The 23,137-nt window shown below is 59.2% G+C and carries 15 protein-coding genes; 8 read left to right on the top strand and 7 right to left on the bottom strand.

The window, feature by feature from the left end; translation table 11 throughout:
• Window positions 1-47 precede the first annotated feature (47 nt).
• Both CKW16_RS12810 and CKW16_RS12815 read left to right on the top strand, forming a co-directional pair.
• Complete coding sequence (locus CKW16_RS12810) at window positions 48-728, top strand: heavy metal response regulator transcription factor (protein WP_008151374.1); 681 nt, start codon at window positions 48-50, stop codon at window positions 726-728.
• Window positions 728-2,074, top strand: a complete 1,347-nt coding sequence (locus CKW16_RS12815; protein ID WP_095128736.1) for a heavy metal sensor histidine kinase — start codon at window positions 728-730, stop codon at window positions 2,072-2,074. Before CKW16_RS12810 ends, CKW16_RS12815 begins: the two co-directional genes overlap by 1 nt.
• 118 nt (window positions 2,075-2,192) lie before the next feature.
• Here CKW16_RS12815 and CKW16_RS12820 read toward each other — a convergent pair whose 3' ends face one another.
• The 3 genes from CKW16_RS12820 to CKW16_RS12830 form a co-directional block, all read right to left on the bottom strand.
• Window positions 2,193-3,437 carry a lipoprotein-releasing ABC transporter permease subunit gene (locus tag CKW16_RS12820; RefSeq protein WP_095128737.1) on the bottom strand — a complete coding sequence of 415 codons (1,245 nt, stop codon included), beginning with the start codon at window positions 3,435-3,437 and terminating at the stop codon, window positions 2,193-2,195.
• Between the two features lie 64 nt (window positions 3,438-3,501).
• The gene (gene lolD / locus CKW16_RS12825) at window positions 3,502-4,185 is read right to left on the bottom strand and encodes a lipoprotein-releasing ABC transporter ATP-binding protein LolD (protein ID WP_176471549.1); all 684 of its coding nucleotides are present in this window, start codon (window positions 4,183-4,185) and stop codon (window positions 3,502-3,504) included.
• 7 nt (window positions 4,186-4,192) lie between these two features.
• On the bottom strand, window positions 4,193-5,443 hold the full coding sequence (locus CKW16_RS12830; RefSeq protein WP_095128739.1) for a lipoprotein-releasing ABC transporter permease subunit: 1,251 nt from the start codon (window positions 5,441-5,443) through the stop codon (window positions 4,193-4,195).
• A gap of 94 nt (window positions 5,444-5,537) precedes the next feature.
• Between CKW16_RS12830 and CKW16_RS12835 the strand changes: the two genes are divergently transcribed.
• Together CKW16_RS12835 and CKW16_RS12840 are read left to right on the top strand one after the other, a co-directional pair.
• Window positions 5,538-6,119 carry a PilZ domain-containing protein gene (locus CKW16_RS12835; protein WP_095128740.1) on the top strand — a complete coding sequence of 194 codons (582 nt, stop codon included), beginning with the start codon at window positions 5,538-5,540 and terminating at the stop codon, window positions 6,117-6,119.
• 14 nt (window positions 6,120-6,133) lie between these two features.
• Window positions 6,134-6,856: a glycerophosphodiester phosphodiesterase family protein gene (locus CKW16_RS12840; protein ID WP_095128741.1), complete on the top strand. Its 723-nt coding sequence runs from the start codon at window positions 6,134-6,136 to the stop codon at window positions 6,854-6,856.
• A gap of 42 nt (window positions 6,857-6,898) precedes the next feature.
• Here the strand turns inward: CKW16_RS12840 and sthA are convergent, their stop codons facing one another.
• Window positions 6,899-8,293, bottom strand: coding sequence for a Si-specific NAD(P)(+) transhydrogenase (gene sthA / locus CKW16_RS12845; RefSeq protein WP_046055269.1), 1,395 nt, complete (start codon window positions 8,291-8,293; stop codon window positions 6,899-6,901).
• 207 nt (window positions 8,294-8,500) lie between these two features.
• A complete protein-coding gene (locus CKW16_RS12850; RefSeq protein WP_371918022.1) occupies window positions 8,501-9,550 on the bottom strand; it encodes an FAD:protein FMN transferase in 1,050 nt (349 codons plus the stop codon).
• A gap of 82 nt (window positions 9,551-9,632) precedes the next feature.
• Between CKW16_RS12850 and CKW16_RS12855 the strand changes: the two genes are divergently transcribed.
• Window positions 9,633-10,931: an MFS transporter gene (locus tag CKW16_RS12855; RefSeq protein WP_095128742.1), complete on the top strand. Its 1,299-nt coding sequence runs from the start codon at window positions 9,633-9,635 to the stop codon at window positions 10,929-10,931.
• 185 nt (window positions 10,932-11,116) lie between these two features.
• Here CKW16_RS12855 and CKW16_RS12860 read toward each other — a convergent pair whose 3' ends face one another.
• The gene (locus tag CKW16_RS12860) at window positions 11,117-12,580 is read right to left on the bottom strand and encodes a glyceraldehyde-3-phosphate dehydrogenase (protein WP_095128743.1); all 1,464 of its coding nucleotides are present in this window, start codon (window positions 12,578-12,580) and stop codon (window positions 11,117-11,119) included.
• A gap of 362 nt (window positions 12,581-12,942) precedes the next feature.
• Between CKW16_RS12860 and mfd the strand changes: the two genes are divergently transcribed.
• Genes mfd through CKW16_RS12875 form a run of 3 tightly spaced genes read left to right on the top strand, consistent with a single transcriptional unit; the run spans window position 12,943 to window position 19,671 of the window.
• Window positions 12,943-16,392, top strand: coding sequence for a transcription-repair coupling factor (gene mfd, locus CKW16_RS12865; RefSeq protein WP_095128744.1), 3,450 nt, complete (start codon window positions 12,943-12,945; stop codon window positions 16,390-16,392).
• A gap of 10 nt (window positions 16,393-16,402) precedes the next feature.
• Window positions 16,403-16,969 carry a CsiV family protein gene (locus CKW16_RS12870; RefSeq protein WP_095128745.1) on the top strand — a complete coding sequence of 189 codons (567 nt, stop codon included), beginning with the start codon at window positions 16,403-16,405 and terminating at the stop codon, window positions 16,967-16,969.
• Between the two features lie 11 nt (window positions 16,970-16,980).
• Entirely contained in the window at window positions 16,981-19,671 is a 2,691-nt protein-coding gene (locus tag CKW16_RS12875) for a DEAD/DEAH box helicase (protein WP_095128746.1), read from the top strand.
• A 144-nt stretch (window positions 19,672-19,815) separates the two neighbouring features.
• Here the strand turns inward: CKW16_RS12875 and CKW16_RS12880 are convergent, their stop codons facing one another.
• Complete coding sequence (locus CKW16_RS12880) at window positions 19,816-23,124, bottom strand: DEAD/DEAH box helicase (protein ID WP_095128747.1); 3,309 nt, start codon at window positions 23,122-23,124, stop codon at window positions 19,816-19,818.
• Window positions 23,125-23,137 lie beyond the last annotated feature (13 nt).

The following is a 23,137-nucleotide window of genomic DNA, read 5'->3' on the forward strand; positions in this document are numbered from 1 at the left end:
CGCCGCCCACGGTATAAAGCGTTCGTTCCATTTACCTCGAGTCGCCCATGAAACTGCTGATCGTCGAAGACCAACCGAAAACCGGCCACTACTTGCGCCAAGGCCTGACCGAAGCCGGTTTCAATACTGAACTGGTGGCGGACGGCAGCACCGGCCAGCAACTGGCGTTGACCGGCGATTACGCGCTGTTGATCCTTGATGTGATGCTGCCCGGTCGCGATGGCTGGCAGATTCTGCAAGCGGTGCGCGGTGCCGGCCTCGACACGCCGGTACTGTTTCTGACAGCGCGCGACGCGGTGGAGGACAGGGTCCACGGCCTCGAACTGGGCGCCGACGATTACCTGGTCAAACCGTTCGCCTTCTCCGAACTGCTGGCCCGGGTCCGCAGCCTGTTGCGCCGTGGCAACGCCACACCTCAGGAAACCAGCCTGCAACTGGCGGACTTGCGTCTGGACCTGATCCGCCGCCGGGTCGAACGCAGCGGTCAGCGCATCGACCTGACGGCCAAGGAATTCGCCCTGCTGGAAATGCTCCTGCGCAGGCAAGGCGAAGTCCTACCCAAGTCGTTGATCGCGTCCCAGGTCTGGGACATGAATTTCGACAGTGACACCAACGTCATCGAAGTGGCGATCCGTCGTTTGCGCCTGAAGATCGACGATGAATTCCCCAACAAGTTGATTCACACCGTGCGCGGCATGGGTTACGTCCTTGAAGAGCGCCCCGCCTGATGCGCCGACTTTCGTTAAGCAGTCGCCTGGCGCTGCTGTTTGCGGCGTGCACCGCCGTGGTGTCGCTGTTTGCCGGGGTGTTGTTCAGCCGGGCCAGTGAAGCGCATTTCGTTGAACTCGATCAGCAATTGCTGGACGGCAAGTTGATTGGGTTGCGTAGGGCACTTCATGACATTCAGTCGAGTGAAAGCGAAGTCAAACTGGCCGATGAATTGAGCCGACAGGCTGATCTGTCGCTGCGGATCACTGGCAGCGACGGCAAGCACTGGTATGACAGCTCGACGCACCTGCCCCAGGCATTGCCGACCCAACCGGGTTTGTCCACGGTGAGCAGCGAAGGGACCGACTACCGCGTCCTCAACGCTCCGTTGTACCTCGACAAACCTGACTCGCCGCAGTTGACCTTGCTGCTGGACATCACCCATCACCAGCACTTTCTGCAACGCATGCAGCACCTGATCTGGCTGACAGTCGGTTTGTCGGCGCTGGCCACCGCCCTGCTCGGCGCCTGGGCCGCACGCAGTGGGTTGCGGCCGTTACGGCGCATGAGTGCGGTTGCCAGCGGCGTTTCAGCGCAGTCGCTCAATGCACGCTTGCCCGAAGAAAACATGCCGCCAGAACTCGCGGAAATGGCCCACAACTTCAACGCCATGCTCGGACGCCTCGACGACTCTTTTCAGCGGCTCTCGGCCTTCTCCGCCGACATCGCCCATGAATTGCGCACGCCATTGTCGAACCTGCTGACTCACACCCAGGTCACCCTCACCCGCCCACGTCCCATCGAGGATTATCGCGAAGCACTGCATAGCAATCTCGAAGAGCTGCAATGGATGGCGCAACTGGTCAACGACATGTTGTACCTGGCCAAGGCTGACCACGGGTTGTTGATGCCCAAGCGCGAACCGCTGGAGCTGGCGGAAGAAGCGGATCTGTTGCTGGAATTTTTTGCGCCGTTGGCGGAGGACGCTCAGGTCAGGTTGAGTCGTGAAGGCAGTGCGCGCCTGGAGGGCGATCGCAGCATGTTGCGTCGGGCGCTGTCCAATTTGCTGGACAATGCGCTGCGGTTTACACCGGTCGAAGGCGAGGTTCGGGTGCGGATTGTTGATCAGCCTAAGGGGTTGAGCCTGACCGTCGAGAACAGCGGCGATGGAATTGACGGGGCGTTGCTGCCGCGTTTATTTGATCGCTTCTACCGGGCTGATCCGGCGCGCCAGGAAGGCAGCAGTGAACATGCGGGACTGGGGTTGGCGATCACTCAGTCAATCATCCGCGCCCATGGCGGGCAGATTCGTTGCGAATCGGATAACGGGTGGACCAGGTTTGTGATTGAGTTGCCGCGAACTTGATCGTTCCCACGCTCTGCGTGGGAATGCAGCCCGGGACGCTCTGCGTCCCATCCAAAGCCGAACGCGGAGCGTCCGTTGAGGCATTCCCACGCAGAGCGTGGGAACGATCATGGGTGGCTTACGAATACCGCAACGCGGTAGCCGGCTCGACTTTCGCCGCACGCCATGCCGGGTAAACGGTGGCGAGGAAGCTCAGAATGAACCCGGCGGAGCAAATCAGCACCACATCCGCCCCCTGCAGTTCGGACGGCAAGTTGCTGACGAAGTACACGTCTGAACTGAAGATGTGCTGCCCGCTGACCCGCTCCATCCAGCCCACCAGTTCACTGACGTTCAGCGCCGCAATCACGCCAAGCACACCACCAATCAACGTACCGACAACCCCGATCACGGTGCCCTGCACCATGAAGATCGCCATGATCTGCCGCGGCGTGGCGCCGATGGTGCGCAGGATCGCGATGTCCGCACCTTTGTCGTTCACCACCATGATCAGGGTTGCGATGATGTTGAACGCCGCCACGGCGACGATCATCAACAACAGCAGACCGATCATGGTTTTTTCCATCTTCATCGCACTGAACAGACTGCCCTGTGTGTGAGTCCAGTCGTCAGCCTTGTAAGCGGTGCCCAGCCCGCCAGCAATATCGCTGGAAACCTTCGGCGCAGCGTACAAATCCTTTACCGCCAGGCGCACGCTCTGTACCTGATTCGGCGCCCAGTGCTGCATCTGCGCGGCATCGGCCACGTGGATCAGCGCCATGGAACCGTCCAGCTCGGCACCGACCTTGAACACGCCGACCACGTTCAACCGCTGCATGCGCGGGGTGATGCCGCCCGGCGCAGTGCTGACTTCCGGCACGATCAGAGTGATCTTGTCGCCGACGTTCAAGCGGAAGCGACGTGCCGTGATCTCGCCGATCACCACACCAAACTCACCCGGCTTCAAGGCATCGAGACGGCCCTGAACAATGTGCTGGGCAACGATCGACACCTTGCCTTCCAGCGCCGGATCAACGCCACTGACCTGGATCGGCTGCATCGTCCCCTTGTAGGACAGCATGCCTTCCATCTCGGTGAACGGCACGGCGGCTGTCACTTCAGGATTCTTCATGGCCGCAGCGGCGACGGGCTGCCAATCATCGATCGGATTGACGCCGACGATAGTCGCGTGAGGCACCATGCCGAGGATGCGCGAGCTCATTTCGCGCTGGAAGCCGTTCATGACCGACAGCACCACGATCATCGCCAGCACGCCCAGGGCGAGGCCGATCATCGAGGTCATCGAGATGAAGGAAACAAAGCGATTGCGGCGCTTGGCGCGGGTATAGCGCGCGCCGATAAAGATCGATAACGGTCTGAACATTCGCTGGGCACCGTATAAAAATAAAAGACCCGACGTACTGTTCAGTACGTCGGGTTTCGGTCAATCAGATGGGCGTCAGGTAACCTTCCTGCAGATGCAGGACGCGATCCATCTGGCGGGCCAGGTTCATGTCGTGAGTCACCACCAGGAACGCCGTGCGCATCGAGGTGCTGAGCTCCAGCATCAAATCCTGAATGCCCTGGGCGGTGTGGGAGTCGAGGTTGCCGGTCGGCTCGTCGAGCATCACCAGGCCTGGTTTGTTCACCAGGGCGCGGGCGATGGCCACGCGCTGACGTTCACCACCGGACAATTCGGCCGGTTTGTGTTCCAGGCGATGGCCCAGCCCTACCCGCTCCAGCAATGCCGTCGCCCGCTGACGCGCTTCCGGAATAGCCGTCTTACCGATCAGCAGCGGCATGCAGACGTTTTCCAGCGCGGTGAACTCCGGCAGCAAGTGGTGGAACTGGTAAACGAAACCCAGCGACCGATTGCGCAGCAAACCGCGAGCCTTTTCGTTCAGCGCCGACAGCTCTTCGCCGGCCAGCCAGACGCTGCCCTTGGTTGGTGTATCAAGGCCGCCCAGCAGGTTGAGCAAGGTACTTTTGCCCGAGCCCGACGTGCCGACAATCGCCACGCGCTCACCCGGATGCAGCTCCAGTTGCAGGCCAGCCAGAACCTCTACCGACTCCGGGCCTTCCTCGTAGGATTTGCCCAGGTCGCGGCAGCTCAAGATTGCTTTATCACTCATGCCCAACTCACTCATAACGTAGCGCCTCCGCAGGCTGGGTGCGCGCGGCACGCCAGGCTGGATACAGGGTGGCGAGGAAACTCAGGACCAACGCGGCGGCGCAGACCATCAACACATCCTGGCTCTGCACTTGCGACGGCAGGTAATCGATGAAGTACACGTCGGCGTTGAGGAATTTGTGCCCGATCAGACCTTCGAGGGCCGAGATCGCGGCGCTGACGTTCAGCGCGGCGAAGATCCCGACCACGGCGCCGATCAGCGTCCCGACCACACCAATGACGGTGCCCTGCACCATGAAGATCGCCATGATCGAACCCGGCGTGGCGCCAAGGGTGCGCAGAATCGCGATGTCGCCCTTCTTGTCGTTCACCACCATCACCAGCGTGGAAATGATATTGAACGCGGCAACAGCGACGATCAGCAGCAACAGCAAACCAATCATGGCTTTTTCCATGCGGATCGCCTGATACAGATTGCCGTGGGTACGTGTCCAGTCGCGGGCATAGAAATGGTCTTCGCCAAGTTGCTGGGCGATGCTCCACGCCACGCGTGGCGCCTGGAACAGGTCGTCGAACTTCAGGCGGATGCCCTGGACCTGATCCGGTTTCCAGCGATGCAGCTTGGCCAGATCCTGCAGATTGGTGATGCCCAGATAACCGTCCAGCTCACCGGCGCCGACATGGAAGATGCCGACCACGGTAAAGCGTTTCATGCGCGGGAACATCCCGGCCGGGGTCACGGTGACTTCCGGCGCCACAAACGTCAGCTTGTCACCGATCGCCGCACCCAACTTGGCCGCGGCCTTGTCACCAATGACGATGCCGAAACTGCCCGGCGCCAGGTCATCGAGTTTGCCCTGCTGCATGAAGTTATCAATGATCGAGACCTGCCGTTCCAGCGCAGGGTCGATGGCATTGAGCAGGACTTTGGACACCTTGCCGTTGTTGGTCAGCAACCCCTGCATCTGGGTAAACGGCGCCACGGCCGTCACCTGCGGGTTCTGCTTGACCTTGGCGGCCAGGCTTTGCCAGTCGTTGATCGGTTCACCGGACTCGATGGTCGCGTGGGGCACCATGCCCAGCACGCGGGTGCGCATCTCATGATCGAAGCCATTCATGACCGACAGCACCACGATCATCACGACCACGCCAAGGGCGAGTCCGATCATCGAGGTCAGGGAAATGAATGACACAAAATGATTGCGACGCTTTGCACGGGTATAACGCGTGCCAATAAATACGAAGAGAGGTCTGAACATGTCGGGGCTTGTTCGGAGGGAAAAGGAACGTCCTTGTGGCGGGGGTCGATAACCAGCTTTACACTCAGACCACCGCCGCTACCATGGGTTCGCCATGTCGACATTAGATGAAGAAGATCGCCGCGAATACTACCGTATCGAGGACACGATCGCACTGGAAATTCGGCCCCTGTCCGCTCCCGAAGCCGCAGGCCAGGAAGTGTTGCAGGATGCTTCCCCTCTGTTCAACTTGCTCAGCGAACTGCACCTGAGCGAATTCGAGTCACAGCACCTGCTGCGCCAGATCAGTGAGCGCGACCGGAATCTCGCGGCGTTCCTGAAATCCCAGAATAAACGCATCGATTTGCTCAGCCAGGTGATCGCAATCACCGTACTCGGGCAGATCGGCGAGCCGCAGCCGGTGATCATTTCCGAAGGCGGAATCGAATTTCAGCATCCGACGCCCATTGCCGAGGACGCACACCTGTCGGTCAAACTGGTGCTGATGCCGCAAGCCCTCGGACTCCTGTTACGAGCCCGGGTCACCCATTGCGATCGCAAAGGCGACGGCTACGACGTCGGCACCGAGTTCGAGTACCCGACCGATGCCCAGCGCCAATTGCTGGCCCGCTACATTTTGCAGAAGCAGGCCCAGGATCGACGCCTGGCCCGCGAACAAAACGAATCAGGCATTTAATTTAAGGAAGAACCGTGACTCTCATCTACGGCCATCGCGGCGCCAAGGGCGAAGCACCGGAAAATACGCTGACCAGTTTTCAGCAATGCCTCAAGCACGGCGTGCGCCGCTGCGAACTGGACTTGCACCTGTCCATGGACGGCGAGTTGATGGTCATCCACGACCCGACGCTCAAGCGCACCACCGACCGTCGCGGCAAAGTCGTCGAACACACGGCGGCCGAGTTGGTGACCTACGACGCGCGCACTAGCGGACCGGGCTGGATCAAACCGTGCCCGATTCCAACACTGGAAGAACTGTTCGAGAAATGCGATTTCGAGCACTGGCAACTGGAAGTCAAAAGCGCTTCACGCACCCGCGCTGCGACTACCGTGCTGGCGATTCGCGAAATGGCTCAGCGTTTCGGCTTGCTCGACAAGGTCACGATCACCTCGAGTTCGCGGGAAGTATTGAAAGCTGCCCTGGACTTCGTGCCGGATGTGTCCCGCGGATTGGTGGCCGAATACGCCTGGCTCGACCCGTTGAAGGTCGCGCAAAGCTATGGCTGTGAGATTCTGGCGCTGAACTGGACCCTGTGTACGCCGGAACGCCTGCAGAAGGCGCAGCGTCAGGGGCTGCATGTGTCGGTATGGACAGTCAACGAGCCCGCGCTAATGCGCAGACTCGCCGACTTCGGCGTTGACAGCCTGATTACAGACTTTCCCGGTTTGGCCAGCGCCACGCTCGAGAATTGCTGAAATCGGTCTCCCCGGCCGGCTCAGGCCACCGGCCGGAGCCGCTCAAAAAAGCCGGTTGAGGCCATCGTACGCCGCTACCCGATAGGCTTCGGCCATGGTCGGGTAGTTGAACGTCGTGTTGACGAAGTACTTCAGCGTGTTCAGTTCGCCCGGCTGGTTCATGATCGCCTGACCGATGTGAACGATCTCCGACGCCTGATAACCGAAGCAGTGAACGCCCAGCACTTCCAGGGTTTCGCGGTGGAACAGAATCTTCAGCATGCCCTGAGGCTCACCGGCGATCTGTGCACGCGCCATGCCCTTGAAGAACGCCTTGCCCACTTCGTACGGCACCTTGGCCTGAGTCAGCTCCTGCTCGTTCTTGCCGATCGAGCTGATCTCCGGAATGGTGTAGATGCCGGTCGGCACGTCGTTGACGAAGCGCCAGCTATTGTTGTCAACGATGCTGCCAGCGGCCGAACGACCCTGGTCGTGAGCAGCACTGGCCAGGCTCGGCCAACCAATCACGTCACCGGCGCCGTAGATATTCGGCTTGCAGGTACGGTAGGCCTCGTCGACTTCGATCTGGCCACGGCTGTTGACCTTCACGCCGACGTTTTCCAGGCCCAACTGATCGGTGTTGCCGGTACGACCGTTGCACCAGAGCAAGGCGTCGGCCTTGATCTTCTTGCCGGACTTGAGGTGCAGGATCACGCCGTTGTCCACGCCTTCGACGCGGTCGTAGTCTTCGTTGTGGCGAACCGTGATGTTGTTGTTGCTGAAGTGGTAGCTCAGGGCCTGGGAAATTTCCGAGTCGAGGAAGCTCAGCAACTGACCGCGGTTATCCACCAGTTCAACCAATACACCCAGACCGCTGAAGATCGAAGCGTACTCACAACCAATCACGCCAGCGCCGTAAACGATGAGTTTGCGCGGGGTGTGGCCTAGGCTGAGGATGGTGTCACTATCGTAGATACGCGGGTGGTGGAAATCGATGTCCGCCGGACGATAAGGGCGCGAGCCGGTGGCGATGATGATGTGCTTGGCCACCAGTTTTTCGACCACGCCGTTGGCGCAGACCACTTCAATGGTTTGCTCGTCAGCGAAGCTGCCGGTGCCGAAGAACACGTCGACGCGGTTACGGGCGTAGTAGCCAGTGCGCGATGCGACTTGTTTGGAGATGACTTTTTCAGCGCTTTTCAACACGTCCGGGAACGAGAACCAGCGTGGCTCACCAATGGCCCGGAACATCGGGTTGGTGTTGAACTGCATGATCTGCCGGACCGAGTGACGCAGTGCCTTGGACGGGATGGTGCCCAGGTGGGTGCAGTTGCCGCCGACCTGGCGACGGCTATCAACCATCGCCACCTTGCGCCCTGCTTTGGCGGCGTTCATTGCCGCGCCTTCTCCCGCCGGGCCGGAACCCAACACCACCACGTCGTAGTTGTAGACAGCCATGCATACTCCTCAGAACAGGCCGCGGCGCCCTCGGCACCTGCGGCTAAATCACGCCGATCTGCGGCGTGAAGGAACAATTTGGGGCCAGTGTAGAACCCGGACACAGTCTATATAAGCGTCAACGCCGCGCACATTAACCCTTGGTCGCGTCGTAGGCTAGTTTTGCCTGCACTACAACGCCAGTCTTTGCTGCTTGAATCGCCGTGATCACTCGGTTTTTCCGCCACTCAGGCGTTCAAAAGCCTGCGTGGTTCGTGTGACGAATCCTGTATCGGCACGAATCACAAAGAATGCACCGATGTCATGCGTTTCGGCATAGTCCCAACCCCTTTCAGGACCCAGAATCAGCAACAGCGTCGATAGTCCATCGGCCATCAACGCTGAAGGATGAATTACTGTGACTGACGCCAGGGTGTGTAGGACCGGTGCCCCGGTGCGGGCATCGAAGGTGTGGGAATAACGCCGACCGTCCTGCTCGAAATAGTTGCGGTAATCGCCGGAAGTGGAAACACCGTAGCCGTCGACAGCGATAATGCGCTCGGCCACTTGCTGATCGTTACGGGGTTCTTCCAGGGCGATGCGCCACGGTGAACCGTCGAGTTTCTTGCCGGCGGCCTTGAGTTCGCCGGTGGCTTCGGCGAGGTAACTGTCGATGCCCAAGGCCTCGAGCCTCCCGGCGATCCGGTCGACAGCATAGCCAGCGGCGAGACTGTTGAAATCGACTTCCACCGCGGCATCTTTACACAACTGATCGCCGTCGATGCGTAAGTGACCATATCCAACGCGCTGTCGCGTCAGGGCCAAGGCGTCGGCGGTCGGCACTTTTTCTTCCCGGGACTGGGGCCCGAATCCCCACAGGTTGAGCAGCGGCTCCACCGTCAAGTCGAAGGAGCCGTCGCTTTGGGATGACAATTGCTCGCCCACACGGATCAATTCGAGCACAGGGCCAGGCATGACCTGACAGCGACCGGCCGGCAGTGCATTGAAGCGTACGGTGTCCGAGTCGCTGCGATAGGTCGAGAATTGTCGATCCACTTCGGCGAGGATATTTTCTACTTCGACCTGCACCGCTTTCGGCCCGAGCGTGGAGGAATGTCTTACGTATTGAATGGAATAACGACTGCCCATGGTCGGGCCGTCGAAGCGTTCCAGGCTGTCGCCGTTGCCACAACCGGACAAAATGCCAGCCAGCACCAGAAGTCCACTCCACCGTCCAGTTAACAATTCTTCATCCCCCCTCAAAACCGCGCCCGCCATTATGGGCCTCAGAGTGCATGGGAGCGAGGGCTGCCTGTGCCCGTCAGTTTCAAACAAGATTTACCAGCGTGAGTACCTACAAATGTCTTCCAATACGAGCAAAGGCAAAGCGATTTTTCGCGTTGTCAGCGGTAACTTTCTCGAGATGTTCGACTTTATGGTCTACGGCTTTTACGCCACGGCCATTGCTAAAACCTTCTTCCCCGCCGACAGCGCTTTCGCTTCCCTGATGTTATCGCTGGCCACCTTCGGTGCCGGCTTCCTGATGCGCCCATTGGGGGCGATTTTCCTCGGTGCCTATATCGATCGCCATGGTCGACGGAAAGGCCTGATCATCACCCTCGCGATGATGGCCGCCGGCACGGTCCTGATTGCCTGCGTGCCGGGTTACGCCACGCTGGGTGTAGCGGCGCCGCTGATCGTGCTGTTCGGTCGCCTGCTGCAAGGTTTCTCGGCCGGCGTGGAACTGGGTGGTGTGTCGGTCTACCTCGCCGAGATTTCCACCCCGGGCCGCAAAGGCTTCTTTGTCAGTTGGCAGTCCGCCAGTCAGCAAGCGGCGGTGGTATTCGCCGGCCTGCTCGGTGTGGGTTTGAACCACTGGCTCAGCCCGGAACAAATGGGCGACTGGGGCTGGCGCGTGCCGTTTCTGATCGGGTGCATGATCGTGCCGGTGATCTTCGTGATTCGACGCTCGCTGGAAGAAACCCCGGAATTCCAGGCGCGTAAGCACCGCCCTACCCTGCAAGACATCGTCCGCTCGATTGGTCAGAACTTCGGCATCGTCCTCGCCGGCATGGCGTTGGTGGTGATGACCACGGTGTCGTTCTACCTGATCACCGCTTACACCCCGACCTTCGGCAAAGCCGAACTGCATTTGTCGGACCTGGACGCGCTGCTGGTGACGGTGTGCATTGGTCTGTCGAACTTCTTCTGGCTGCCGGTCATGGGTGCTGTGTCCGACAGGATCGGACGCAAACCCTTGCTGTTGGCGGCGACGATTCTGGCGATCCTCACCGCCTACCCCGCCCTGTCGTGGCTGGTAGCAAACCCGAGCTTCAGCCACTTGCTGATCGTCGAGTTGTGGCTGTCGTTCCTGTATGGCTCCTATAACGGCGCCATGGTCGTGGCGCTGACCGAGATAATGCCGGTGGAAGTTCGTACGACTGGATTCTCTTTGGCCTACAGCCTGGCAACCGCGACCTTCGGCGGGTTTACGCCGGCGGCCTGTACGTACTTGATTCATGTGCTGGATAACAAGGCTGCGCCAGGGATATGGCTCAGTGGTGCGGCGGTGCTGGGGTTGATTGCGACGCTGGTGTTGTTCCGGGGCAATCGTCATGAGTTGCGGACTGCGCAAGCGGCAGTAGTCGGCGGCGCCTGATCCATCGCCTTCGCGAGCAAGCCCGCTCCCACATTTGACCGCGTCCGCCGGGACAACTCGATCAAATGTGGGAGCGGGCTTGCTCGCGAAGAGGCCAACACCGACAACACACCTGCAACTGACCAAACCGCACCAAACAAAAACGCCCCGACCAAAGTCGGGGCGTTCTCATGTGCAGCTAACGCTTAGCGCGGGAATGCAGGCGGGTTTACACCGGCCATGTCTTCCATCACGCGGACTACCTGGCAGCTGTAACCGAACTCGTTGTCGTACCAGACGTACAGAACAACGCGGTTGTCCTGAACGATGGTCGCTTCAGCGTCCACAACGCCTGCGTGGCGCGAACCAACAAAGTCGGTGGAAACCACTTCCTGCGAATTGACGTAGTCGATTTGCTTATGCAGATCGGAGTGCAGCGCCATGTAGCGCAGGTACTCGTTCATCTCTTCACGGGTGGCGGCTTTCTCAAGGTTCAGGTTGAGAATGGCCATCGACACGTTTGGCGTCGGAACGCGGATCGCGTTACCGGTCAGCTTGCCGGCCAGTTCAGGCAAAGCCTTGGCAGCAGCGGTGGCAGCACCGGTCTCGGTGATCACCATGTTCAACGCGGCGCTACGGCCACGGCGATCGCCTTTGTGGAAGTTGTCGATCAGGTTCTGGTCGTTGGTGTACGAGTGAACGGTTTCGACGTGACCGTTGATGATGCCGAACTTGTCATTCACAGCTTTCAGCACCGGCACGATGGCGTTGGTGGTGCAGGAAGCGGCGGACACGATCTTGTCATCAGCGGTGATTTCACCGTGGTTGATACCGTGAACGATGTTCTTCAGCTTGCCTTTGCCAGGCGCGGTCAGAACAACGCGGTCGATACCCGGGCAGGCCAGGTGCTGGCCCAAGCCGTCGGCGTCACGCCATACACCGGTGTTGTCCACCAGCAGCGCATTTTTGATGCCGTACTGGGTGTAGTCCACTTCAGTCGGGTTCTTCGCGTAGATAACCTGGATCAGGTTGCCGTTGGCGGTGATGGTGTTGTTGGCTTCATCAATGGTGATGGTGCCATTGAACGAACCGTGCACCGAGTCGCGACGCAGCAGGCTGGCACGTTTGACCAGATCGTTCTCGGCGCCCTTGCGGACAACGATGGCGCGCAGACGCAGGCCGTCGCCACCACCGGTTTTCTCGATCAGGATGCGCGCCAGCAGACGACCGATACGACCGAAGCCATACAGGACAACGTCGGTGCCGGTACGGCCGGAACCATTCTGCTTGCCGACCACATCGACCAGTTCGTCACGGACGAACGCTTCGGCGGTACGGCCATTGCCTTCAGCCTTGAATTTGACTGCTAGCTTGCCCAGGTCTACCGAAGCAGCGCCGAGCTTGAGCTCGCTCATTGCCTTGAGCAGCGGGAATGTTTCGTGGACGGACAATTCGCTGTCATCGGACTGGCGATGGCGAGCAAAGCGGTGAGCTTTGAGAATCGCGATGACAGACTGGTTGATCAGACTGCGGCCATAGATCGAGCTCACCACGTTGTTATTGCGGTAGAGCTGACCGATAAGCGGAATCATCGCTTCTGCGAGTGCTTCACGGTCGATCCATTCACCAAGACACTGGTCGGGCTTCTGAGTCACGGGAACCTTCCACATGTAGGGGCAGAAAAAAGGGGCTACATTATGCCGCCGAGTGCCTCCCGTAGCAATGCGCGCCTGTCGCACGGTCAGTAACAAAATCCGCTTCAAAAAAATGACGCACGGCTCAAGCCCAATAAAACCGTGGCCTGCAGCGCAGTCATTTTTTGGGAGATAACGCTGTCTTGTCTGTAACCCTCCGTAACACTCAGTCGTTTTGCCACTACATATTCAGTCTTTTTTACTAAAAAACGGGCCGATTTTGTCTTTACCACTACATTTCGCCCAACCTGCGTAATAGACACATCTGCAACTGACAGGCGGCACCCGGGACCGCTACAATTACCGACTTTGTCGCAACGCTTGGAGCTCAACCTTCCGTGCCCGTTCTGCGTCTACCGCTTCTCCCTGCCGCGGCAGGTAAACAGCACTGGGGCAACCTGCCCGGTGCCGCCCTGAGCCTGGCCATTGCCGAGGCCGCCAGCGCTGCCAAGCGCTTTACCCTGCTACTGACCGCCGACAGCCAAAGTGCCGAACGGCTGGAACAGGAGCTGAGTTTCTTCGCCCCGGATTTGCCGGTGCTGCATTTCCCGGACTGGGAAACCCTGCCCTACGATCTGTTTTCGCCGCACCAGGACATTATTTCCCAGCGAATCTCCGCGTTGTATCGATTGCCGGAGCTGAGTCATGGCGTTTTGGTCGTGCCGATCACGACGGCCCTGCATCGCCTGGCACCGACCAAATTCCTGCTCGGCAGCAGCCTGGTGCTGGACATCGGCCAGAAGCTCGATGTCGAGCAAATGCGCACCCGGCTTGAGGCCAGCGGCTATCGCTACGTCGATACCGTCTACGAGCATGGCGAATTCACCGTGCGCGGCTCGTTGATCGACCTGTTCCCGATGGGCAGCAAACTGCCTTTCCGAATTGACCTGTTCGACGACGAAATCGAGACCCTTCGTACCTTCGATCCGGAAAACCAGCGCTCCATCGACAAGGTAGAAACGGTACGCCTCCTGCCAGCGAGAGAGTTTCCGCTGCAAAAGGATGCGGTCACCCGCTTCAAGGCGCGCTTCCGCGAGCGTTTCGATGTCGACTTCCGTCGCTGCCCGATCTTCCAGGACTTGAGCAGCGGGATTACCCCGGCCGGTATCGAGTACTACCTGCCGCTGTTCTTCGACGAAACCTCCACGCTGTTCGATTACCTGCCGCAGGACACGCAAGTGTTTTCCCTGCCCGGCATCGAGCAGGCGGCGGAAAACTTCTGGAACGACGTGCGCAATCGCTATGAAGAACGTCGCGTCGATCCGGCCCGTCCTTTATTGCCGCCGGCCGAGTTGTTCCTGCCGGTGGAAGATTGCTTCGCTCGCCTGAAAAACTGGCCGCGCGTGGTCGCCAGTCAACAGGACGTGGAAACCGGCGTCGGTCGCGAGCGCTTCCCCGCTCGGGAGCTGCCGAACCTGGCCATCGAAGCCAAGGCCACCCAACCGTTGGCGGCGCTGGCGGGTTTCCTCGACGAGTTTCCCGGTCGCGTGCTGTTTACCGCCGAGTCCGCGGGCCGTCGAGAAGTGTTGCTGGAGTTGCTGGAACGCTTGAAGCTGCGACCGAAAACCGTCGACAGCTGGCCGGACTTTGTCGCGAGCAAGGAGCGCCTGGCGATCACCATTGCGCCGCTCGACGAAGGTCTGGTGCTTGACGACCCGGCCCTGGCCCTGGTCGCCGAAAGCCCGTTGTTCGGTCAGCGCGTGATGCAGCGCCGTCGCCGCGAGAAACGCGCTGATGCCAACAACGATGCCGTCATCAAGAACCTCACCGAGCTGCGCGAAGGTGCGCCGGTGGTGCACATTGATCACGGCGTCGGTCGCTATCTCGGGCTGACGATTCTGGAAATCGATAGTCAGGCCGCCGAATTCCTGACCCTCGAATACGCCGAAAACGCCAAGCTTTACGTGCCGGTTGCCAACCTGCACCTGATCGCCCGATACACCGGCAGCGACGATGCCCTGGCCCCGCTGCACCGTCTCGGCTCCGAGACCTGGCAGAAAGCCAAACGCAAAGCCGCCGAACAGGTGCGCGACGTGGCCGCCGAGCTGCTCGACATTTATGCCCGTCGCGCCGCTCGCGAAGGTTATGCGTTCGCCGACCCGAAAGCCGATTACGCGACCTTCAGCGCCGGCTTCCCGTTCGAAGAAACCCCGGACCAGCAAACCACCATCGAAGCCGTGCGCACCGACATGCTCGCGCCGAAACCGATGGACCGTCTGGTCTGCGGCGACGTCGGTTTCGGCAAGACCGAAGTGGCGATGCGTGCAGCGTTCATCGCGGTGCATGGCGGTCGTCAAGTGGCGATTCTGGTGCCGACCACCCTGCTCGCCCAGCAACACTACAACAGCTTCCGCGACCGCTTCGCCGACTGGCCGGTGAGCGTGGAAGTGATGAGTCGCTTCAAATCGACCAAGGAAGTAAACGCTGCGGTCGCGGACCTGGCCGAAGGCAAGATCGACATCGTCATCGGCACGCACAAACTGCTGCAGGACGACGTGAAAATCAAAAACCTGGGGCTCGTGATCATCGACGAAGAGCACCGTTTCGGTGTCCGTCAGAAGGAACAGCTCAAGGCCCTGCGCAGTGAAGTCGACATCCTCACCCTGACCGCCACGCCGATTCCGCGAACGTTGAACATGGCGGTGTCGGGCATGCGTGACCTGTCGATCATCGCCACGCCGCCGGCCCGTCGCCTGTCGGTACGGACGTTCGTCATGGAGCAGAACAAGAGCACGGTCAAAGAGGCCTTGCTTCGTGAGCTGTTGCGTGGCGGTCAGGTCTATTACCTGCACAACGACGTGAAGACCATCGAGAAATGCGCCGCCGACCTCGCCGAACTGGTGCCGGAAGCACGGATCGGCATCGGCCACGGGCAGATGCGTGAACGCGATCTCGAACAAGTGATGAGCGACTTCTACCACAAGCGCTTCAACGTGCTGATCGCCTCGACCATCATCGAGACCGGCATTGACGTGCCGAGCGCCAACACCATCATCATCGAGCGTGCCGACAAGTTCGGCCTGGCGCAGTTGCACCAGTTGCGCGGCCGGGTCGGTCGCAGTCACCACCAGGCGTATGCTTACCTGCTGACACCGCCGCGCCAACAGATCACTCCCGACGCGGAAAAGCGGCTCGAAGCGATCGCCAATACCCAGGACCTCGGCGCGGGCTTCGTGCTCGCCACCAACGACCTGGAAATCCGTGGCGCCGGCGAATTGCTCGGCGACGGGCAGAGCGGGCAGATTCAGGCAGTCGGTTTCACGCTGTACATGGAGATGCTCGAGCGCGCGGTGAAGTCGATCCGCAAGGGCGAACAACCAAACCTCGACCAGCCGCTCGGCGGTGGTCCGGAAGTCAATCTGCGAGTACCGGCGTTGATTCCCGAGGACTATCTGCCAGACGTACACGCCCGACTGATTCTCTACAAACGCATCGCCTCGGCCACCGACGAGGAAGGCCTCAAGGACTTGCAGGTGGAGATGATCGATCGTTTCGGCCTGTTGCCGGAACCGACCAAGAACCTGATGCGCATTACCGCGCTGAAATTGCAGGCCGAGCTACTGGGCATCAAGAAAGTCGACGGCGGCCCGCAAGGTGGCCGAATCGAGTTCGCGACGCAAACCCCGGTTGACCCGCTGACGCTGATCAAACTGATCCAGAGCCAGCCCAAACGCTACAAATTCGAAGGCGCCACGATGTTTAAATTCCAGGTGCCAATGGAGCGCCCGGAAGAGCGCTTTAATACTGTAGAGGCGCTGTTTGAGCACCTCATTCCAAAAACTGCTTGAAGGACGCCGCATGCGCCTGTTTCGCTCACTGATCCTGTTGATGACCCTGGTTGCGCCAACGACGTTTGCCGATGACCTGTATCAGATAGAAATGATTCTGGTCCGCCAAAACGCGGTGCCGGCGATCGTCAGCCGCGCCGCACCCGAAGACTGGGCTGCCGGAGCTCAATCCATCAACCCCGACAGCCTGCGTACACCGAGCCTCAATGCTGAAGTGGAAAAACTCACCGCCAGCAATCAATACACGGTATTGCTGCACAAGGCCTGGCAACAGAACCTTGGCGAAGAGGCCAGCAAAGTTGCGATCAGCGAGGGCAAAGAACAGTTCGGCCAGTTCCCGATCGAGGGCACGCTGAGCATGAAACTGGGACGCTTCACCGACGTCGACGCCGACTTCTGGGTCAACCAGATCGACGCCAACGGCATGGTCACCGCCAGCGAACGCATGAAACAGGAAAGCCACACCAAGAACGGCCAGCTGAACTTCCTCGACAACGGCCATCTCGGCCTGCTGATCAAGATCACCTCGCTGACTTCCCCTGCGCCTCGGCCAGTCCCCGATGAAATTCCGGACTGATTGAAGTCCTTATGCCCCCGCCCCTGAGCAAACCCCTGGCACCTTCCTGGGTCAGCCGATTCAAGGAACAGAGCCTGGAGCGTGGCCGCCGCTACGCTTTGGAGAACCGCGTCAGGATCGTCGAGGCCGGCGACGCCACGATCATTGCCGCTTGCGAGGGCTCTGGCGGTAACGTTTACCGTCAGACCATTCGCTTGCGCGAGTCAGCCAAAGCCACGTTGCTGATGATCGATGCCACTTGCACCTGCCCGGTCCACAGCAACTGCAAGCACTGCGCGGCAGTGCTGCTGAAAGTGCAGGAAACCCTGGCTTATCCCGCTGCCGCGCAAGACGCCGAACTACTCGAGAAACTTCAAGCCGTACTGGAAAACCGCAGCCCGAAGGCGCCGCCACAAGTGCTGGTGGATAACGTGCAACCGGTGCCGCGCCTGTGGCTGGCAAGCATCGAGTTCAGCGCCTTCGAACCGCGCAACGGCAAGATGCAGCGTTATATTCAGCATCGCGCGGCGCTGTCTTTCAGCTATCTGGATGAATACGTTTCCGGGCAGAAGAACGCTGACATCCTGATTCGTCAGGAGACGCAAACATTAAGGATAAAACGCCACCCGGAAGTCGAACAGACCTACAGGGAACAGCTGCGAATCCTCGGTTTCAAAGTTGCCACCCGGCAAAGCAAGGCCTTGCCGGAAAGTGCGGGCGAACTGTTCGAGATGGTCAACGACAGCGCCTGGCTGACCTTCACCCTCAATGAACTGCCGAAGCTGCGCACTCAGGGCTGGGAGTTGCAGATCGACGAAGACTTCGGTTTCGACCTGACTACCGTGGACGATTGGTACGCCACCGTTGAACAGGCACCGGAGCGCGACTGGTTCGATCTGGAACTGGGAATCATCGTCAACGGCGAGCGACTGAGTCTGCTACCGATCCTGCTCAACCTGATGCGCTCTCACACCGAGATCCTCAATCCGGAACGCCTCGCCCGACGTCGCGACGACGAGTTGATCCTGGTGAACATTCCCAATCGCCCGAACTCTGAGTACGGCCCGCTGCAAGTCGCCCTGCCCTTCGGCCGATTGAAACCGGTGCTGGCGACCCTCGGCGAGTTCTACCTGCAAGGCCCCGGCGAAACGACGCTGCGCTTGAGCAAGGCCGATGCCACGCGCCTGAATCCGCTGGAAGACCTGCCGTTGCTTTGGGAGGGCGGCGAGCAAATTCGCACCTTTGCCCAACGGCTGCGGGACATCAAGGACTTCACCGCGACCGCACCGGAAGGCTTGAACGCGACCTTGCGCCCCTATCAGCTGGAAGGCCTGAGCTGGATGCAGTCGTTGCGACAACTGGAAGTCGGCGGGATTCTCGCGGACGACATGGGTCTGGGCAAAACCCTACAGACCCTGGCGCACATTCTCTGCGAGAAGAACGCCGGACGCCTCGATCGGCCGTGCATGGTGGTGATGCCCACCAGCCTGATCCCCAACTGGCTGGATGAAGCGGCGCACTTCACGCCGCAACTCAAAGTGCTGGCACTGTACGGCGCCAGTCGCAAAAAGCATTTCGACACGCTGGCCGATTACGACCTGATCCTGACCACCTATGCGTTGCTGCCCAAGGACGTCGAACGCTTGGCCGCGCAGCCACTGCACGTACTGGTTCTGGATGAGGCGCAATACATCAAGAATCCCAACAGCAAGGCCGCCCATGCTGCCCGCGAGTTGAATGCCCGTCAGCGTCTGTGCCTGAGCGGCACGCCGCTGGAAAACCACTTGGGTGAACTGTGGTCGCTGTTTCACTTCCTGCTGCCCGGCTGGCTGGGTGACGTGAAAAGCTTCAACCGCGATTACCGCGTGCCGATCGAAAAGCGCGCCAGCGAAGTACGACTTCAGCACCTCAACGGCCGGATAAAACCGTTCCTGCTGCGTCGAACCAAGGAACAAGTGGCGACCGAGTTGCCGCCGAAAACCGAAATCATCCATTGGGTCGAGCTCAACGAAGCCCAGCGCGACGTGTACGAAACCATGCGCCTGGCGATGGACAAGAAAGTCCGCGACGAGATCACCCGCAAGGGCGTGGCGCGCAGCCAGATCATCATTCTTGAGGCGCTGCTGAAACTGCGCCAAGTCTGCTGCGATCTTCGGCTGGTCAACGATGCCACCCTGCCCACTCGCGGCAGCACGTCGGGCAAGCTCGACAGCCTGATGGAAATGCTTGAGGAATTGTTCGATGAAGGTCGGCGGATTCTGCTGTTCTCGCAGTTCACTTCGATGCTGTCGTTGATTGAAGATGAGCTGAAAAAACGCGGAGTCGATTATGCGCTACTGACCGGACAGACCCGCGACCGGCGCGCCCCGGTCAAAGACTTCCAGAGCGGCAAGCGTCAGATCTTTCTGATCAGCCTGAAGGCGGGTGGCGTCGGCCTGAACCTGACCGAAGCCGACACGGTGATTCACTACGATCCGTGGTGGAACCCGGCGACGGAAAATCAGGCGACTGACCGGGCGTATCGCATTGGCCAGGAGAAACCGGTGTTCGTCTACAAGATGATTGCCCGGGGCACGGTGGAAGAGAAGATTCAGCATCTGCAGAAGGAAAAATCCGACTTGGCGGCTGGTGTGCTGGATGGACGCAAGACCGGGGACTGGAAGTTGCAGAGTGATGATATTGAAGCGTTGTTTGCGCCGTTGCCGGACAAGTTTGAAAAATAGCGGCGATTATTAAATCGTCATCGCGGGCAAGCCTTGCTCCTACGAGATTTGAGTCGATCGCAATATTGTTGGTCAACCTTAAACCTGTAGGAGCAAGGCTTGCCCGCGATGGAGTCACCTCGGATTTCCTGAAAAGACCGGATATCAGGACCTGGGATCAGGCAACGGCGAAAACAGCGCTTCAATGTCGCTCTGCTCAAGCTTCCACCCCCCAGTCGTCCCACCTTCAAGCACAGCCCCGGCCAACGCCGCCTTCTCCTGTTGCAGTGCCTGTATTTTCTCCTCCACCGTGCCCCGGGCAATCATCTTGTAAACGAACACCGGTTTGTCCTGACCGATCCTGTAAGCACGATCGGTGGCCTGATTTTCAACAGCAGGGTTCCACCACGGATCGAAGTGAATCACCGTGTCGGCCGCGGTCAGATTAAGCCCCGTACCACCCGCCTTCAGACTGATCAGGAACAACGGCACCTTGCCGCTCTGGAAGTCTTTGACTGGCGTGCGCCGATCAGTCGTTTCGCCAGTCAATAACGCATAGCCAACACCACGATGCAGCAATTCTTCCTCAATCAATGCAAGCATCGAAGTGAACTGCGAAAACAGCAAAATCTTGCGTCCTTCACTGAGCAACTCCTCCAGCATCTCCATCAAGCCGATCAACTTGCCGCTGCCCGCACGCAGAGCTTTCGCCGTCAGGGACATTTTGACCAGCCGCAGATCGCAGCACACCTGACGCAACTTCAGCAAAGCGTCGAGGATGATGATCTGGCTACGCGCAACGCCGCTGCGGGCAATTTCGTCACGCACCTTCTTGTCCATCGCCACGCGCACGGTTTCATAAACATCACGCTGCCCATCGCTGAGTTCGATCCAATGCACGATCTCGGTTTTTTGCGGCAACTCGGTGGCGACCTGTTCTTTCTTGCGGCGTAGCAGAAAGGGCTTTATCCGGGCTGTCAGGTGCTGCATCCGTTCGCTATTGCCGTGTTTCTCGATCGGGGTGCGGTAGTCGCGATTGAAGGCTTTACTGTCGCCAAGCCAGCCGGGCAACAGGAAGTGAAACAGTGACCATAGCTCGCCGAGATGATTTTCCAACGGCGTGCCGGACAGGCATAAACGCTGCCGGGCCTCCAGACCACGGGCAGCCTGAGCGGCTTTGCTGAGCGGATTTTTGATGTTCTGCGCTTCATCGAGAATCAGCACGCTCCAGACCTGTGGTTGCAAAACCTCAAGATCACGCGGAAATAACGCATATGTGGTCAGCACCAAATCGTATTCGGCAAGGTTGATGAAGTCCTTTTGCCGAGTGGCGCCATGCAGCGCCAAGACTTTCAGCTGCGGGGTGAAGCGTGCCGCTTCGTCGAGCCAGTTGGGAATGAGGCTGGTCGGCATCACCGCGAGTGCCGGAAGATCGAGCCGACCTGCCTGCTTCTCCACTAGTAAATGAGCCAGTGTTTGCAAGGTCTTGCCCAGGCCCATGTCGTCGCCAAGGATACCGCCGACCTCAAGCTCACGAAGGGTCTGCATCCAGTTCAGACCTTCATGCTGATAAGGCCGCAATGTGGCGTTGAGGCCTTCCGGAACAGCAACGTTCCTATGAGTCGACTCACGCAAGCGTTTCGCGAAACTGCGCAAACGCTCGCCGCCCTGCCAGACCAGCGGCAACCCCTCCAACTCACTCAATCGCGCGGCATCAGGGGCACTCAAGCGTAACGAGGCACTGCTGCTCACGCCCAAATACAACTCGCCGAGCGTTGCCATTAATGGCTTGATCCGCCCCAGGGACAACGCAACTTTTATGCCTGGCCTGGCACCCAACTGCCCACTGTTGAGATCGATCAGCACGTGATCGTCATCGTCACGCATGGCCAGCTCTGCCGGGTTCAACAGTTGCGGCTGTCTGCGCAACAATTGCAGCAGGATGGGCAGTAAACTGTGGCGCTCCCCATTGACCACGATACCCAACTGCAGATCGAACCACTCGCGTCCCGGAGATTCCTCGACATCGGCATACCATTCATCTATAGGCTGCAAATTGAAATGAAAGCCCTCGTTGATACGGACCTGCCAATTTGCCTCTCTGAGCGCCGGGACCCCGGATTGCACAAAAGTCAGCCAAGCCGAGTCATCCGGCAAATCGAACATTTCGCCTGCACTATCGGGTAGCGCATCACTTTTACGGGTGGCCTTTTTGAAGCCATGTTTTTGCAAGGCTTGGCGCAAGACTTTTTCAGCCACGGGTTTGCGTTGAATGCGCTGGGTTTCGGTGCCGGACAGTATCAGTACTTCTGAGGATTTTTTGTCCGCCGCCATGTGGCCGTTGTAGGTAAATGCCAATGCTGCGCGATGCTCGGGCTCGTACTGCCAGCGTTTATTTCTCTGCAAATAGCTCGCAAGAGTCAGGTGGGCTTGGGGTTCGACGTCATCGACGACCCGCTCGGTCAGGGCATGCGGTGGAGGCACGACTCGAGTCACAGCACTCATCCGATGGCTGAACTGCATCGCCTGACGTGCGGGAATGTCAGGGACCAATGACAGATGGCAGGCCAGCTTTTCGTCCAGCTCGCTTAGCAGTAGCCCAACCTCCATCCGTTCGCGATCCAGGTAGTACAAAGGCTCCAGCGCAAGAATTGTTTCTTCAGGCGCTTCCTCACTACACCACTGAGGACGGAAGCTGCCGCTGGCTTGCTCGGTCCAGTCAAACTGCGCAGCCCTGCTCTTTCCAGCTATCACCGGCTGCAATTGTTCGAAGTCGAGGTACAGGCGCGAGGTTTTCAATGCCAATTGAAGAACTTCGGCACCACTGCTGCCTTGCAGGGGATAGCCGCTGTAAAACGAATGCTGGGAGTGGACGGCGACCAGCAATCTTGCGATTCGCAGATCAAGCTCGGACAGATAGCCAGGCTCTCGCATCAGTGCGTCTGACGGCGAGTACACCGATTTGATGTCCTGCAGGCGGCCATCCTTGAGCTGACGAGCCTTGTAAATTTCCAGCAACCACTTGCCTGTAGTGGACGTTGCTTTGAGTTTGTAGACCCAGCACGTGCCGGTGCTCTGCGCAGCTCCTTCGCGATCCGGAACGTCGCGAGGAATATCATTGAGCCAGCGCTCCAATTCGCGATTCATTTGGACTGAGGCAGTGCTTTTGAACGAGTCCACGGGGAGTTCTTGCAGGTTAAAAAGCACGGTTGCGCAGTGTTTGCAATTGATCACCACTGGACACGAACAAGAGCAAACCAGCTCAAAATCACCATTCGGGTCTTCAATGAGTTCAATGGCTTGTTCGTAGATATTCCCTTGGGAACCTTTGCAGATGGCGAGAACGAGAGCGTCCTCGATTTCGCGGATTTGTACCCGGTTTTCTACAGCGTATCTGCGAGCCTTATCCAGAGTGCGATGACTGAACTCTTCCGCCCACGACAGCTCATGAAGTTGCTCAATAATTGCCGGCATAAAATCAACGCTT

The sequence above is a fragment of the Pseudomonas sp. Irchel s3h14 genome, from assembly GCF_900187425.1.
In the GTDB taxonomy this organism is placed as follows: Bacteria; Pseudomonadota; Gammaproteobacteria; order Pseudomonadales; family Pseudomonadaceae; genus Aquipseudomonas.

Bases quoted from the DNA above. Each gene is read 5' to 3' on its own strand.
- CKW16_RS12875 (WP_095128746.1), top strand. From the start codon at position 16,981: ATGCCCCCGCCCCTGAGCAAACCCCTGGCACCTTCCTGGGTCAGCCGA.
- CKW16_RS12815 (WP_095128736.1), top strand. From the start codon at position 728: ATGCGCCGACTTTCGTTAAGCAGTCGCCTGGCGCTGCTGTTTGCGGCG.
- CKW16_RS12810 (WP_008151374.1), top strand. From the start codon at position 48: ATGAAACTGCTGATCGTCGAAGACCAACCGAAAACCGGCCACTACTTG.
- CKW16_RS12880 (WP_095128747.1), bottom strand. From the start codon at position 23,124: ATGCCGGCAATTATTGAGCAACTTCATGAGCTGTCGTGGGCGGAAGAG.
- CKW16_RS12820 (WP_095128737.1), bottom strand. From the start codon at position 3,437: ATGTTCAGACCGTTATCGATCTTTATCGGCGCGCGCTATACCCGCGCC.
- CKW16_RS12870 (WP_095128745.1), top strand. From the start codon at position 16,403: ATGCGCCTGTTTCGCTCACTGATCCTGTTGATGACCCTGGTTGCGCCA.
- CKW16_RS12830 (WP_095128739.1), bottom strand. From the start codon at position 5,443: ATGTTCAGACCTCTCTTCGTATTTATTGGCACGCGTTATACCCGTGCA.
- sthA (WP_046055269.1), bottom strand. From the start codon at position 8,293: ATGGCTGTCTACAACTACGACGTGGTGGTGTTGGGTTCCGGCCCGGCG.
- CKW16_RS12850 (WP_371918022.1), bottom strand. From the start codon at position 9,550: ATGGCGGGCGCGGTTTTGAGGGGGGATGAAGAATTGTTAACTGGACGG.
- CKW16_RS12835 (WP_095128740.1), top strand. From the start codon at position 5,538: ATGTCGACATTAGATGAAGAAGATCGCCGCGAATACTACCGTATCGAG.
- lolD (WP_176471549.1), bottom strand. From the start codon at position 4,185: ATGAGTGATAAAGCAATCTTGAGCTGCCGCGACCTGGGCAAATCCTAC.
- CKW16_RS12860 (WP_095128743.1), bottom strand. From the start codon at position 12,580: ATGTGGAAGGTTCCCGTGACTCAGAAGCCCGACCAGTGTCTTGGTGAA.
- CKW16_RS12855 (WP_095128742.1), top strand. From the start codon at position 9,633: ATGTCTTCCAATACGAGCAAAGGCAAAGCGATTTTTCGCGTTGTCAGC.